Annotated in this window: 7 protein-coding genes; 5 read left to right on the plus strand and 2 right to left on the minus strand. The window is 73.2% G+C overall.

Annotated features, from left to right (window positions below):
* Positions 1-18 precede the first annotated feature (18 nt).
* Both OG747_RS42045 and OG747_RS42050 read right to left on the minus strand, forming a co-directional pair.
* Positions 19-768, minus strand: coding sequence for a ricin-type beta-trefoil lectin domain protein (locus OG747_RS42045; RefSeq protein ID WP_405884593.1), 750 nt, complete (start codon positions 766-768; stop codon positions 19-21).
* 724 nt (positions 769-1,492) lie between these two features.
* On the minus strand, positions 1,493-2,125 hold the full coding sequence (locus OG747_RS42050; protein ID WP_405884594.1) for a response regulator transcription factor: 633 nt from the start codon (positions 2,123-2,125) through the stop codon (positions 1,493-1,495).
* 250 nt (positions 2,126-2,375) lie between these two features.
* Here OG747_RS42050 and eccCa point away from each other — a divergent pair, with 250 nt between their 5' ends.
* The 5 genes from eccCa to OG747_RS42075 are packed head-to-tail and all read left to right on the plus strand — an operon-like array spanning position 2,376 to position 15,204.
* Positions 2,376-6,407, plus strand: coding sequence for a type VII secretion protein EccCa (eccCa, locus tag OG747_RS42055; protein WP_405884595.1), 4,032 nt, complete (start codon positions 2,376-2,378; stop codon positions 6,405-6,407).
* Positions 6,404-7,828, plus strand: coding sequence for a type VII secretion integral membrane protein EccD (gene eccD / locus OG747_RS42060; RefSeq protein WP_405884596.1), 1,425 nt, complete (start codon positions 6,404-6,406; stop codon positions 7,826-7,828). Before eccCa ends, eccD begins: the two co-directional genes overlap by 4 nt.
* 11 nt (positions 7,829-7,839) lie before the next feature.
* Complete coding sequence (gene eccB / locus OG747_RS42065) at positions 7,840-9,174, plus strand: type VII secretion protein EccB (protein ID WP_405884597.1); 1,335 nt, start codon at positions 7,840-7,842, stop codon at positions 9,172-9,174.
* 4 nt (positions 9,175-9,178) lie between these two features.
* A complete protein-coding gene (locus OG747_RS42070) occupies positions 9,179-11,914 on the plus strand; it encodes a hypothetical protein (RefSeq protein ID WP_405884598.1) in 2,736 nt (911 codons plus the stop codon).
* Positions 11,911-15,204, plus strand: coding sequence for a right-handed parallel beta-helix repeat-containing protein (locus OG747_RS42075; protein ID WP_405884599.1), 3,294 nt, complete (start codon positions 11,911-11,913; stop codon positions 15,202-15,204). The genes OG747_RS42070 and OG747_RS42075 overlap by 4 nt, the downstream gene beginning before the upstream one ends.
* The last annotated feature ends 218 nt before the right edge of the window (positions 15,205-15,422 follow it).

Raw genomic sequence — 15,422 nt, forward strand, 5'->3', positions numbered from 1 at the left:
ACCTGGCGGCGGCCGGGATCAGCTCAGGTACCACTTCTGGTTGGACGTTCCGCCGCAGTCCCACAGTTGAAGCCGGGTGCCATTGGCGGTGCCCGAGTCCTTGGCGTCCACGCACTTGCCGATCACGGTGTTGACCAGGTCGTGTGAGCTGTTGAGGTTGAACCGCTGGGCCCAGCCGCCGTTGCAGGTCGCCAGTTGGATGACCGCGCCGTCGGACTGTGAGGCGTTCGCGATGTCCAGGCACAGGCCCATGGCACGCACACTGCCGTCGGACTTGAAGACCCACTTCTGCCAGGCGTCGCCGTCGCACCCCCACAGACGCAGCGGGGAACCGTCCACACCGGCGTGGGCGCTTACCTCGACGCACTTCGAGGACCCGTAGCCGACGATCGCGTCACCGGCTCCGGTGGCCGGCTTGGACGTCGGCTTCGTCGTCGCCGTACTGCCGGTGCCCGTGGCGTGGGTGGCCTCGGTGAGGGACGCCTTGTCCGGGTGGGCGGCGTCCGCCACCGGGGACGAACTTCCCTCGGCGTGCGGGCCCTTGGCGGTGTCGGGCTTCGCCCCCTTCGTGTGGTGGGCCGGACGGCCGCTGCCCGAAGCCGACGCGGACGGGGAGCCGGCCGGTCCCGCCGAGCCGCTCGCGGCGAGTTGGGGAATGGCGCCGTTACCGACAGCGGCGGCGTGTGGACCGGAGTCGTCGTGGCCCGGCAGCGCGATGAACGCGGCGGTGCCGAGGCCGAGGGCCAGCAGGGCGCATCCGGCGACCACGGCCCCGGCGACCCGTGCGCCACGCTCCGGCCGGCCCTCGCCGACAGCCGCCTCGCTCTGTGCGCCGGGGCCGCCCGATCCTGCCGCTCGGGGCCGGAACAGTCCGCCGGGCGCGGTATGTCCATCTTCCGTGCCGGGTGTGGTGGCGGAGGTGGAAGCGGGTGCGGGTGCGTGGTCGGGTGCGGTTGCGCTCGAACTCGTCGGCCGCGGCCGGAACAGTCCGCCGGACCTGGAGGATCCCCGGTCCGTACCCGGTGCGACCGCGCCGTCGGGCACAGTGGTGGAAGCCGACGTCGGGACGGGTGCGGGAGTGCTCTCGCCGTCCGGCGTGGACCCGGCCCCGTCGTGTGACGTGGGGTCCTCGGTCGGTGGTTCGGGAGCGGGACCTGTCCCGGGGTGGCGACCGGGTGTCGTAGCGGAACCGGGGCGCGCCGCCGACGCGCTCCCGGACCCGGACTCGGACTCGGACTCGGTCTCCCGAAGCCACGGCAGTGGCCGTTCCCAGACGGCCGGCTCCTCCAGTGTCTCCGGGTGCCCCGCTGCGTGCTCCATGTCTGTCTGCCCCGCTCTCCGTGCGTGATGTTCCCCGGCGGGCGACTCTAGGGTCGCGGGGACGGGCACCTGCCGGACGGCGCGGGTTCTGCCCCGTAGGGCCGGAATCCCTTCCCCTGCGGGCCGGATTTCCCCGGAAGTCCGCAGGGCGACCATCGGCCCGCGGAAACCGCTACAGCGTCCCCGAGCGCAGGGCGTAGGCGACCGCGTGGGTGCGGTTGCGGAGGCCGAGGCGGTTCATCATGACGCTGACGATGCTTTTGATGGTGCGCTCGGAGTAGTTCAGCTTCTGGGCGATCTCCGTCGTCTCCAGCCCCTCGGCCAGCAGCCGCAGCACATCGACCTCGCGGGTTTCCAGACCGGACGCGGTCAGCCCCAACGGCCCCAGTACGTCGCGCTGGACCGCCTTGATGTGGTCGACGAGCCGCCCCTGGACCGGGAGCGGCAGGGCGGCCCCGCCGTCGGCCACCGCGCGCACGGCCTCCACGACCTTGTCGTACGTGGTGTCCTGACGCCACATCACCCCGCGCAGACCGTGCCGTACCGCCCGCAGCAGGTGGGCCTCGCCGATGTGCCCGGTGATCAGCACGATGCCCATGCCGGGGTTGGCCGAGTGGCCGGTCACCGACTCCATCAGCAGCAGGGTCTCCTCGGTGACATCCGGTGTGATCATGAGCGCTACGTCCGCGTGCCGGTGCTCCTCCTGGGGCAGTACCGCCAGCCCCGGGTACCTGCGCAGGCACCAGACGGCCCCCTCGCCGGTGATCGGGTCACTGGCGAGGACTGCGATCGAGATTGTCCCCAACGTTCCTGCATTCCTTCCGAGTGTGGATCGTCGCCCTGGAAGGGCGGGCGACGATCGTCACCGGACCCCCTTAACGCCGACTTGGCGTGCACTTGGCAAAGCTGCCCCTCCGGCCAGGCTTCGCTGTCCGCGGGGGCGGACATCGGCCCGCGCGGTGCGGACGCGGGCGGCGTCCTGCCTACTCTCCATCGGCGGATCCAGTTCGTGGATCCGGCCGTGGGATGCCCGAAGAAGCAGAGAAGAGAGCACGTTGAGCACCGTCGTCGCCAAGCGCTCGCCGCGTGCCGAAGGTCCCCCGATGCCGGAGGGCCAGGTGGAACTCGCCGAGCCCCCGGTCCTCGGCGAACCGGCTACCGCCGACTTCGGCTCGGTGATGACGTATCTGCCGATGGGCCTGGGTGCCGGGGCCATGGTGCTGATGTACTCGGTCGGCAGCGGCGGTACGTCCATGTACATGATGACCGGGATGATGGGCGTCGCCATGATCAGCATGACGCTGGCCCAGATCGGCCGGCCCGGCGCGGATCGGCGCCGCCGGATGCGCGCCGAACGCCGGGACTATCTGCGCTACCTCGCCCAGAAGCGCGTCCAAGCCCGGCAGGCGGCCGACGAACAGCGGGCCGCGCTGCTGTGGGACAACCCCAGGGCGTCCGACCTGTGGGCGGTCGCGGCCGGTCCCCGGCTGTGGGAACGCAGGCCAGGACACGAAGATTTCGGCCGGGTCCGCATCGGTCTCGCGACCCGCCGCGCCGCGCTGGAGTTCCTGCCGCCGCAGACCCGGCCGGTGGAAGACCTGGAACCGCTGTGCGCGATCTCGCTGCGCCGGTTCACCAAGGCCCACCAGACCGTGCCCCTGCTGCCGGTGCCGGTCTCGCTCCAGCGCTTCACCAGCGTCGAGTTCACCGGCGAGACCGAGGAGGCGGTGGCTCTGGCCCGCGCGGTGCTCGGGCAGCTGGCGGTCTTCCACTCCCCGGACGAACTGCGCGTGGCGGTGCTCGGCGACGAGGCCGCGCGCCGCGACTGGGACTGGCTCAAGTGGCTGCCGCACAACACCCATCCAACGGAGGAGGACGCAGCGGGGGCGGTGCGGCTGGCCGCCGGGGACCATGACGAACTCCTCGATCTGCTCGGGCCCGACCTCCGCGACCGCCCCGACCACGATCCCGCCTCCTCTCCCAGCGTCGCCGAGCCGTTCACGGTGATCGTGGCCCAGGGCGTGCGACTGCCCGCGACCTCAAGGCTGCTGGGGGCCGGGATGCGCGGGGTGGTGCTGCTCGACCTCACCGGCGCGGTGCCCGGCGGCCCCAGGGTGCTGCGGCTCACGGTCCGCGACGGCCGGGTCGACTTCCCCAGCGGCACCGAGAACGTCAGCGGCCGGGCCGACCGACTCGGCCCCGTCGAGGCCGAGCAACTGGCCCGCACGCTCGCCCCGATGCGCACCGGCGGCGGTGTCGACCTGGTGGACCGCCCCCTGGAGTCCGACTTCGACCTGGCCACGATGCTCGGCATCCGCGACGTACGTGCCTTCGACGTCGCGGCCAAGTGGCGCCCGCGGCTGGCTCAGGAGGCCCGGCTCAAGGTGCCGATCGGGGTCACCGAGGACGGCGAGATCGTCGAGCTGGATCTGAAGGAGTCCGCGCAGGGGGGCATGGGCCCGCACGGGCTGCTGATCGGCGCCACCGGCTCCGGCAAGAGCGAACTGCTGCGCACGCTTGTCACGGGTCTGGCCGCCACTCACTCCTCCGAAATCCTGAATCTGGTCCTGGTGGACTTCAAGGGCGGCGCCACCTTCCTCAACATGGACCGGCTTCCGCACACCTCCGCCGTCATCACCAACCTCGCCGACGAACTCCACCTCGTCGACCGTATGCGGGACTCCATCAACGGCGAGATGATCCGCCGTCAGGAACTGCTGCGGGAGGCGGGCTACGCCTCGCTCTTCGAGTACGAGAAGGCGCGCGCCGCCGGGGCGAGCACGCTGGCCCCGCTGCCCTCGCTGCTGGTCATCGTCGACGAGTTCTCCGAACTGCTTGCCAGCAAGCCGGAGTTCGTGGAGCTGTTCGTCTCCATCGGGCGGCTCGGGCGCAGCCTGGGCGTGCATCTGCTGCTGGCCTCGCAGCGGTTGGACGAATCCCGTATCCACCGGGTCGAGGGCCATCTGTCGTACCGGCTCGCCCTGCGTACCTTCTCCTCGATGGAGTCGCGCAGCGTGATCGGCACCTCCAGCGCCTACGAACTGCCGTCCGCCCCCGGCAACGGCTACCTCAAGGTCGACACCACCAACCTGGTCCGGTTCAAGGCCGCCTACGTCTCCGGGGCGGCGCCCGCGCCGGCCGGCCCGGAGGAGACGGCGCACCGGGCGGGCGCAGCCCGTGAGGTGACCGCCTTCGGACTGGAACGGCACGGCCCGCCGGCCGCGGACCGCGAGGCGGAGGAGGCCGCCCGGCTGGTCTCGCTCGCCGAGGAGGCCCTGCGCGACCAGGGCGCCGGCGCGGGACCCGAGGAGGGCGGCGGCGAGGGCGGCGAGGACAGTCTGCTGGAGGTCTTCGTCGGACGGCTGGAGGACAGCGGCCCGCCCGCCCGGCAGGTCTGGCTCTCCCCGCTGTCCGAGTCGCCCGGCCTGGACCAGCTGCTGCCCGGCATCGTGCCCGACCCGGACCGCGGCATGGGCGCCGCCGACCCCCGCGTCCAGGGCGCGCTGCGCGTACCGCTGGGCATGGTGGACCGTCCGTTCGAGCAGCTGCGCGAACTGCTGATCGCCGATCTGTCGGGCGCCGACGGCCACATCGGCCTGGTGGGCGCGCCGCAGACCGGCAAGTCCACCATGCTGCGCACCCTGATGCTGTCGCTGGCCCTGACCCACACACCCCGCGAAGTCCAGTTCTACTGCCTGGACTTCGGCGGCGGCGGTCTGGTCTCCACCGCCGGACTGCCGCACGTCGGTTCGGTGGCCACCCGGCTCGAGCGCGACCGGGTTCTGCGAACCGTTGAGGAACTCACCCAACTCCTGGAACAGCGCGAGCAGTTGTTCACGTCCCGGGGCCTGGAGTCGATGGCCGCCTACCGGGCGCTGCGCGCGGACGGCACGATCGACGACCCCTTCGGTGACGTGTTCCTGGTGGTCGACGGCTGGGCCACGCTCCGCCAGGACTACGAGGACCTGGAGCAGCGGATCATGGAACTCGCCGCGCGCGGCCTGTCGTTCGGCCTGCATGTGGTCGCCTCCGCGGTGCGCTGGTCCGAAGTACGGCCCCGGCTGCGGGACATGCTCGGCACCAAGCTCGAACTGCGGCTCGGCGACTCGATGGAGTCCGAGGTCGGCTCCCGCGCGGCGGCCGGTGTCCCGCATCAGCCGGGACGCGGTCTGACCAGCTCCGGACACCACTTCCTGTCCGCGCTGCCCCGGCTCGACAGCTCCTCGCGCACCGACGACTTGACGGCCGCCACCAAGGCCGCGGTCGCCGAGATCGACACCTTCTGGACCGGCCCCCGGGCCCCCGGTGTGCGCCTGCTGCCGACCCGGCTCGACGCCCGCAGGCTGCCCGCCCCGGCGGACACCCGCGACCTGAAGTTCTGCCTGGGCTGGGACGAGCAGCGGCTCGCCCCCGTCTGGCACGACTTCGGAGCCACCCCGCACCTGCTGGTCTTCGGCGACGGCGAGACCGGAAAGACCAACGCGCTGCGGCTGGCCATCCGCGCCATCACCGCCCGCTACCGGCCGGAGGAGGCCAGGATCCTGCTGGCCGACCCCGGGCGCGGCCTCCTCAAGGATGTGCCGGAGGAGTACCGGGTCGGCTACGTCGTCGACAACGACGCGCTCGGCAAACTCGCCGACAGCGCCGCCGTGTCCGTGGCCAAGCGGCAGCCCGGCACCGACGTCACCCCGGAGCAACTGGAGAAGCGGGAGTGGTGGACCGGCCCACTGCTGTTCGTTCTCGTCGACGACTACGACCTCTTCTCCGGCGCGCCCGGCACACCCTCCCCGATGCTGCCGCTGGTGCCGCTGCTCGCGCAGGGCGCCCACATCGGACTGCACCTGGTCGTCGCCCGCTCCACCTCCGGCGCCATGCGGTCCGTCATGGATCCGCTGATCCGCCGGATGTGGGAGCTGGGCAACCCGGCGCTGCTGTTCTCCTACCCCAAGGAGGAGGGCAAGTTCATCGGTGAGGCCAAGCCCCGCACCCTGCCCGCCGGTCGCGCCCAGCTCGTCACCCGCCGCACTGTCCAGCTCGTCCAGACCGGCCTGGTGTCGGCGGCCCCCGTCCCCACAGGAGCACGATGATCACCGCCGCGCCCACCGCCGGGCCCGCCCCCGTACCCTTGCCCGGCGGCCGGACCTCCGACGTCTGCCGCCTCACCGTGGAGGCGCCGGACGGCCGGGCCGACCTCGCCGTCCCGGTCACCACCCCCGTCTCCGCCCTGCTGCCGGTGCTGCTGCGCCACACCGCCGCAGGACCCGAACCCCAGGGCACCCCCTGGATACTGCAACGGCTCGGCGAGGACCCCCTCGACCTCGAGGCGACCCCTGAGAGCGCCGGGCTGCGCGACGGCGACGTACTGCATCTGCGTCCGGCCGACGCGGCGTTGCCCGCCCTGCACTTCGACGATGTCTCCGACGGCGTCGCCCACAGCGTCGGCGCCGGACCCGGCCGCTGGCGCCCCGAACTCACCCGGAGCCTCGGCCTCGCCCTGTCCTGCCTGGCCCTGGCCGCACTCGCCGCCGCGCTGCTCGGCGCGGGACCCGGCCCGCTGACCGCGGTGACCGCCGGGACGATCGCCCTGGTGCTGGCCGCGGGCTGCGCGAGCGGCGCCCGTATGCGCGCCGACCGGGGCGCCGTCCTGGTCGCCGGGGTCGGCGCGTTCGGTTTCGCCGCGCTGGCCGGGGCGACCCTGCGCGAGGGCCCGTCCGGCGGGCTCGCCCCCGGCACGACGGGGGTGCTCGTGGCCGCCGGGTGCGTGGTCGCGCTGGCCGGAGGGCTGCTCGCCCTGGGCGCGCTGCCCCTCGTCGTGCCCGGCACCGTCCTGCTCACGGCGGTCGCCGCCGCGGTGGGGGCGGGACTCGCCCAGACCGCCGGACTGCACGGGGTCCAGGCCACCTCGGTGGTCGCGGTGGGCCTCTTCGTGCTCGGCCACCTCGCCCCCCGGCTGGCCCTGCGCACCGCCCGCCTGCGGGTGCCCCAACTCCCGCACGACGCCGAGGAACTCCAGTTGGACATCGAGCCCGCGCCCGGCGAGACCGTGGCCGGCCGGGTCACCGTCGCCACCGCCTGCCTCGACACCATCGGCATCTCCTCCGCGCTGGTGTGGGCGGTCGCCCTCTGGCTGCTCGCCGACCGCGAGCACGGCTGGGCCGGCTGGCTGCTCCCACTCTGCCTCAGCCTGGCCGTCCTGCTCCGCGCACGTGGCACCAACGGCACTCTCCAGCGGGTCCCCGCCGTACTCGCCGGTGCCTACGGCCTCGGGCTCGTCCTCATCGTCCGGGTCGCGCCCACCGGCCCCGGCGGTCGGGCCGCCGTACTCGCGGTACTGCTGGCCGCCGCCCTGCTGCTGCTCGTCGGAGCCTGGCGCCTCCCGCGGGCCCGGCTCCTGCCGGTGTGGGGGCACTTCGGCGACCTGCTGGAGACCGTCACGGCGATCGCCCTGCTGCCGCTACTGCTCGAAGTGCTGCACGCGTACGCCTACTTCCGCGGCCTCGCGGGCTAGGAGGGGCACTCATGCAGACACGACGCGATCATGTACAGGCCTACCAGTTCGCCATGGGTCGCCTCGCCTCCGCCCTGGTCAGCGGTGACCCCGGCCGGGGCGACAGCCCGACCCGGCGGTCCGCGCTCGGCTCGGTCTTCGGGGTGGGCCTGGTGGTGCTGCTGTGCGCCGGGTTCGGGGTGTACGGGCTGATCTCGCCCGTCGCCAAGGACGACTGGCGCAAGGACGGGGCGATCGTGCTGGAGGAGGACACCGGCAACCGGTACGTCTACGCGAAGGGCGAGCTGCGCCCCCTCCGCAACTACGCCTCCGCGCTGCTCATCGCGGGCGAGCGGGCCGCGCCCGAGACGGTGTCCGCCAAGTCCCTGGCCGGGGTCCCGCACGGCACCCCCGTCGGCATCCAGGGTGCACCGGACACCGTGCCGGACGCGTCCGCGCTGGCGACCGGGGCGTGGGCGCGGTGCCTGCCGGGGGAGGGCGCGAACGGTACGGCCGGTACGGGCGCGAAGGGGAAGCATTCTCCCGGCAAGGGGCAGACCCTCGTCTTCGGGGGCTCCGCCGCGGCGCTCGCCGCACTGCCCGCCGACCGGCAGGTGCTGCTCAGCGGGCCCGGGAACGCCCGGTACATGCTGCTGAGCGGCATGAAGTACCCGGTCCCCGGCGACCCGGCGCTGATCGCCCTCGGTCTGGACGATCAGACGGCCCTCCCCGCCACCGCCGACTGGCTGGCCGCCGTCCCCACGGGCGTCGCGCTCGCCGCGCCCGTGCCGCCCGGCGCCGGGAAGGCGGCCGGCAAGGTCGCCGGACAGACCGTCGAGATCGGCCAGGTCTTCCGCACCGCCACGGGCGGCGGCATCGAGCACTACTACGTGATGCGGTCCGACGGACTCGCCCTCGTCAACGCCACCGAGTACGCCTTGCTCGCCGCCCGCCCCGGCGTACCGGCGGCGCGACAGGTCGGTCAGGCGGACATCGCCGTCGCCCCGGTCTCGGCGGACCACGGTACGACCGGCCGGGTGCCGGACCTGACAGGTGTCCGCCCGCTGGACGGCGGCACCGTCTGTCTGACGGAACTCGCGGACGGCCGGGCCCGGATCACCGTGGGCACCCCCGGCGCCGGGGGGATCGTCCTGCCGGCCGGCGGCGGTGTGCTGGCAGTCCCGGACGCCGGGCGGACCGAGTACCTGATCACCGAGCAGGGTCTGAAGTACCGGATCGCCGACGCCGACGCCGCGCGGGCCCTCGGGTTCGGCGACACCAACCACCGGCTCACCCTGTCCGCGGGCGTCCTCGCCCTCGTACCCGACGGCCCGGTGCTCAGCCGCGCCGCCGCCGCGAAGGGCTGAGCCGATGGCCCGGCTCCGCCTTCGCTCGACACTGGTGGGCGACGCCCTGCTGATCCATCCCAAGGGGAGGTGCGACGACCGGGCCTCCGCGTTCGCCGCCGGGATCGCGGAGGACCCGCACCACACCCTTGTGGTGGTGGACCTGCCCGCGGACGCCCTGGCCACGGAGTGGGAGGCGGTGGCCCGGCTGCTGTCGTCCGCGCGGTACGGCAGCCCACGTCTGGTCTTCGGCCGGGGCACGGGCGACGACATCCGTACCGTCTGCCGGCTCCTCGCCGAACGGCTCGGACGAGAGGTGTTCGCTCCCGACGGCCCCCTCGTCCCGACCGTGACCGGCGGCCTGTTCGTGCAGGGCGACGACGGCGCGGCCTGGCTACGGTTCCGGCCGGGCCGCGACCCCGAGCCCGAGGCGCAGCGCTACCCCAAACCGCACTGGGAGTTCTCCGCGCCCACCAGCACCCGGCCGGCCGGCGCGCACGCCGTCGCCCAACCGGTGCCGGCCGGTGTGTGGTTGCGCCACACCGACCGCGACCCACTGGCCGCGCACCACCTCTGCGAGGTCGAGGCCGTACCCACCGACCCGCACCTCTTCCTGATCGTCCTCGGCAGCCCCGGCACCCCACCCCTCGCCCTCGACGACGTGGCCCGCTTCTGGGACACCGTGCTCCCTGGTGCCCGCCCCGCGGTGCGCTTCGTCCTGTACGGCAGTCTCGACGCCCCCGCCGACCGCCCACCGGCCCAGACCCTCGCCGACACCCTGAACCACCCGGTCGCCCTGTACGACGGACTGCCCTGCGCCGAGCCCGACCGCAGGCCCGTCCCGGCCGAGTCCACATACCTGCCCACCGGCTCCACTCCACGGCCTGCGGACGGTCCGATCACTCCGATCACTCCGGCCGTCGGCGCGTCCACCGCTGTACCGGCCCCGTTGCCCATCCGCACGGAGTCCGGAGTCGATACCCCCGCGCCCGACGGCGGGGCTCCCGCTGGGGCGTCGTGGAACGCCTCGACACCGGACACCGTCACGCCGGCGCTCGCACCACCTCCGGTGCAGGGGGAAATCGGCGCGACGGGTCTCGCAGAAGCCCTCACCACCCCGTACGACACCGAAGCGACGGACCTCTCGGAGGCGCCCACCGTTCGCAACGACGGCGCCCCCACGTCCTTCAGGTCCTCTGGCCTGGAGTCCGCCATCAGCGGTGCGGCGGACCTCGAGGAAACGCCTACGATTCGAAACGCCCTTCGCACCACCCAATACAGGGCCCCGGTTCCAACCCCGGCAGCGATGCCAGTATCGGCGCAGGCGCAGGCACCGGACCCAGCCTTGGACCCGACCCCGGATCCGGTGTTGGCCCCGACCTTGGACTCGCACCCCGCACCGGCACGGGCAGCGGACCCAGCCTTGGGCCCGGTCCCGGATGCGAGGCCGGCCCCGGCCCCGGCGACCGGCCCTGTGCAGATGCCCGCACCGCCCTCCACCCCGGTACCGACCACGCAAACAGTCCCACAGCCCAAACCCGCGCCCACATCCGAACCCGTACCGGGACCTGACCTGGCATCAGGGTCTCCGCCAAGGCCCCACCCTGCCCCGGCCTCGACTGTCAGCCCGGTCCCTGCCTCGATCCCGACTCCCGCCGCGGCCCCGGCCCCAGCCTCGACCTTGCAAGCAACCCCACAGCCCGACTCCGCCCCCGCACCCACCCCCGGCCCTACCCCTTCCCCCGCCCCCGCGCAGTGGCTCGCCCCGCCCGCCGCTCCTCGGTTCCGGCTGGAGTCCGGTGCGCCTGAGCCGGAGATCGCGGAGGTCGGTGACATGGGCGTCCCCCCAGCGGCCGGCGGCCCGGTCGCCGGCAACGGTCCCGGCACCGGGTCCGTGCCCGGCGGTACAGCCGGTGTGCAGTCGGTGGACGCGCGAGTGGATGGTGGACAGGGTGTGCGGGTTCAGCCCGTGCCGCGGGCCGCGGCCCGCGCGTTGCCGCCGGAGCGGGGGATCGCGCAGGAGCGGGAGTGGATGCGCCGGACGTTCAGCGAGCAGTACAACGCCTTGGCCGGTTCCGTCTCGCGGGTGATGTCGGAGTCGCCGGGGCTGCGCGGCCGGTCCCGGACCGAGGTGGCGGACGCGCTGACCGAACTGGTCGCCGTACGCCTGTACCTGTCCGGTGACAGCCGCCAGGCCGACGCTGCCGTGCGCGAGGCGGCGGCCGGACCGCACGTGCCGTTGGCGCGCTGTGTCACGGCAGGGCTGCGGCGGCTGCCGTCCTACCGGGGCCCGGCCCTGCTGCGCACCCGGCTCGGTGAGGCGGAGCGTGCCTGGTACCGCGAAGGCAGGCTCGCCACCGAGTGGGCGTTCTGCCATGCCCGTACGACGCTGCACCCGGGCCCGCGCGGCAGCGGCGCCACCGACGTGCTGATCTGGTCGATGACCGCCCGGCGGACCAGTTCGCTGGACCCGGCCGTCCCCGACCGGGTGCTGTTCCTGCCGGGCACCGCGTTCAAGGTGCTGCGCACCGAGGGCTCCGCGGTGCTGATGCGGGAGTTGTCGTCGTCGGAGACCACCCAGGACGGCCGGGTCCGACCGGGCGACGTATCCACCAAGCTCGACGACATCGCCGTCAAGGGGCTGGAAAAGATCCTGGACGCGCTGGAGCGGGCCGGCACCGACGCCGCGGCCGAGAGCGCCGATCCGCCGGGACTGATCGTGACGCCCAGTTCGGTCTGTACAGAAGGAGCCAAGCCGTGAGCAGGCAGGTCTTGCTGGTATCCCCGGACCGTCCGGGCGCCTACCGTACGATCGCCCAGGCGCTGGCCGAGGCCGCGGAGGGAGCGCTGATCACAGTCGCCCCGGGCCGGTACGAGGAGTCGCTGACTGTCGTCCGGCCCGTGACCGTGGCCGCAGAGGGCGGCGCCGGGACCGTACGGGTGCATGCGTCCGCCGGAAGCACGGTGGTGGTGGACGCCGAGGCGGTCCAGCTGTCCGGGCTCGTTCTGTCGGGCGCCGTCCGGGACGCCCCGGTTCTCGACCTGCGGCGCGGCCAGTCGGCGCTGGACGGCTGCCGGATCGAGGGCGAGGCGTGGACGGCGGTGCTGGTCTGGCACGAGGGCACCCTGGCCGCCCGCGACTGCCGGGTGACGAACCCGCACGGCGCAGGCGTGGTGGTCACCTCTCGCGGCGCCAACGTGCTGGCCGACACCGAGGTCACCGAGGTTGGATCCTCGGCGGTCGTGGTCGCCGAGCACGGCTGTCTCGACGTACGGGACTGCCGTCTCGACCGCCCCCGGGGCAACGGCATCTGCGTCAACGGCAACGCCTCGGCGACCGTCGAGGCCACCCTGATAACCGGCAGCGGCAAGCCCGCCCTCGCTGTGGAGCAGGAGGCGCGTGCCGCTCTGCTCCGGGTCACCGTGACCGGCAGCACCGCACTGGACGCGTACCTGACCAGTCGGGGCGAGACCACGCTCACCGAGTGTGCCTTCTCCGGTTCGGGCGGGCAGTCCGTGCACATCGCCGACGGCGCCGTACCGCATCTGCGCCGCTGCACGGTCACCGGCGCGGCCCGCAGCGGCATCCAGGTCGCCGGGGGCGCCCGGCCCCGCCTTGAGGACTGCGAGATCACCGACACTCCGGTGGGGCTCCATGTCACCGGCGCGGCGACCGCCGTCACGGTCACGGGTCTCGTCGTCAAGGGCGCCACGACCACCGCCGTGCAGGCCACCGACTCCGGTACGGCCGAGCTGGAGCGGCTTACCGTCACCGGTAACGCGGGCGCCGGGGTCCGGGCGCAGGGCGGCGCCCGGGTGACCCTGCGGGACGCCGAGATCACGGTGAGCGGCGGCGGTCAGGGGACGACGGGGCTGGGGCTGACCGGTTCGGCGAGCGCCTTCGTGGCCGGCTCCGTCCTGCGCGAGTGCGGTGCGGTCGTCGGCGAGGACGCGGAACTGACCGCTCACGACAGCGAGTTCACCGGTTCGCCGGGTGACGCGGTGCGGGTGTTGACCGGTGGTTCGTTCACCGCCGTCGGGTGCCGGATGACCGGCGCGCGTGGTCGTGGCGTCAACGCCCACGCCGAGGCCCGCACCGACCTCAGCAACTGCGCGATCCAGGACAACGCGGGCGACCGTCTGTCAGACCACCCAACTAGCCCTGTGGGTAACGGCTTTGGAGTGGATGACCGCGTCGACAGCGGTGCGGGTGGAGTCCGGGACCCTGGCGGTTCCGGGAGTACTGGTCCGGCGGCCGGTGGGGACGCCCCCCGCTCGGGCACCGGACCGCTGGCCGAACTGGAGGCGCTGGTCGGCCTGGAGAGCGTCAAGCTGGAGGTCACCGGGCTGATCAACCTCAACAAGATGACCAAGCGGCGCACCGAGATGGGCCTGCCGATGCCGCCGATGAGCCGCCACCTCGTCTTCGCGGGACCCCCCGGCACCGGTAAGACGACCGTGGCCCGGCTGTACGGAGCGGTCCTCGCCGAACTCGGCATCCTCGGCCAGGGACACATCGTCGAGGTGGCACGCGCCGACCTGGTCGCCCAGATCATCGGCGGGACCGCCATCAAGACCACGGAGGTCTTCAACCGGGCGCTGGGCGGAGTGCTCTTCATCGACGAGGCGTACACCCTGACCAACCAGTCCCGGGGCACGGGACCGGACTTCGGCCAGGAGGCTGTCGAGACGCTGATGAAGCTGATGGAGGACCACCGCGACGAGATCGTTGTCATCGCGGCCGGCTACTCCGAGCACATGGACCGGTTTCTCGCCTCCAACCCCGGTATGGCGTCCCGTTTCGCCCGCACGATCGAGTTCCCCAACTACTCGCCTGAGGAACTCGTCACCATCGTCCGGGGCCTGTGCGCCAAGCACTACTACGAACTGTCCGACGACGCCCTGGACGCGCTGTCCCGCTACTTCGAAACCGTCCCCAAGGGCCCGACCTTCGGCAACGGCCGGGTCGCCCGCCAGGTCTTCGAGTCGATGATCGGCGCCCAGGCATCCCGGCTGGTCGTCCGCCCACCGGGCCACGACAGCGAACTGAGCCTGCTGACCGCCGCCGACGTCACACCGGCCCCGCAGCCGCTGTCTCCCCGGCCTCCCGTCGGACCGACGGACACCCCTGTCCCGGCCGCCTCCTCCGCACCATCCGCTGTCCCTCTGTCTGCGGCACCGACACCGGCTCCCGAGGCCGACAGCCCCTCCGCTTCCGTCTCCCCTACGAGCCCGGGGACCGCTCCCGTCCCGGACCCGCTCTTCCCCTCGACCGGGCTCCCGGAATCCGCCCGTCCGTCCTCCGCTCTCGTGCCCACCCGTCACCTCGCGGCCCTCACCGGGCTCGCCCCCGTCGCCGACGCGTTGGCCGCGCGACTGGACACCCTGGTCAGGACCGGTCAGGGCACTGCGGGTCTCGCGGACGTCGTTTTGGAGGGTGCCCCCGGCAGTGGACGCCGGGCTGTGGCCGCCGCGTACGGCAGGGCCCTGGGAGAGTTCGGCATCCTCCCGTCCGGCGCGCTCACCTGGGTACCGCTCTCTGCGGTCCCGGCCCGCTGGGCGGCGCAGCCGCGCGTGTTCCTCGCCGACGTGTTCCGTCGCGCGGCCGGCGGCCTGCTGTTGCTGGAGGCCGACCCCGCGTTCGTGTCCCGCCCTGACACCGAACGGGTCGCGGTCGTCGACGCGTTGGCCGCGGAGACGGCGGCGCGTGACCCGTACGACGCCGTCCTGGTGCTCTCGGGCAGCGCCCCGCACCTGGGGGAGTTGCTACGCACCCATACCGATCTGGCCGGGGCGTTCGCCGAGTACCTGCGGCTGCCGGCCTGGACCGGCGCAGGTCTCGCTGAGTTGACCCGGCGACGGCTCACGGCCCAGGGCTTCGAGGTACCCGACGACGTCCTCGCTGCGCTCGCCGCTCAGGACCCGTCCGGCGGTGCGCATGGTGCGCATCGGCTGGCGGACCGGGTCGCCGCGTGTGCGGGTGCCCCCGCATTGGCCATCGGGGACTTGGCCGGTGAACTTCCGCTTGAGGATGTACTGGTGGCTGGCTGACGGACTGCAGGGACAGAAAGCCTCGTGCTGCTCAGGACCCGTAGGGCGGCATCGGCCGGCGGACCGGATCGCCTCTCGCTCGGGCGCCCCCGCACTGGTTCTCGGACGGCCGACGGCTGAACTCCCGCTGGGAGACGTGTTGGTCACGGCTGAGTGGCTGTGTGCGCGAGTTGCGGCTCTGGCTCACGGTGCGCATCGGCCGGCGGACCGGATCGCCA

This window comes from Streptomyces sp. NBC_01384 (assembly GCF_045040035.1).
GTDB lineage: Bacteria > Actinomycetota > Actinomycetes > Streptomycetales > Streptomycetaceae > Streptomyces.

Excerpts from the sequence above, each read along its gene's own strand:
- eccD (WP_405884596.1), top strand. The coding sequence starts at position 6,404 with ATGATCACCGCCGCGCCCACCGCCGGGCCCGCCCCCGTACCCTTGCCC.
- eccB (WP_405884597.1), top strand. The coding sequence starts at position 7,840 with ATGCAGACACGACGCGATCATGTACAGGCCTACCAGTTCGCCATGGGT.
- OG747_RS42070 (WP_405884598.1), top strand. The coding sequence starts at position 9,179 with ATGGCCCGGCTCCGCCTTCGCTCGACACTGGTGGGCGACGCCCTGCTG.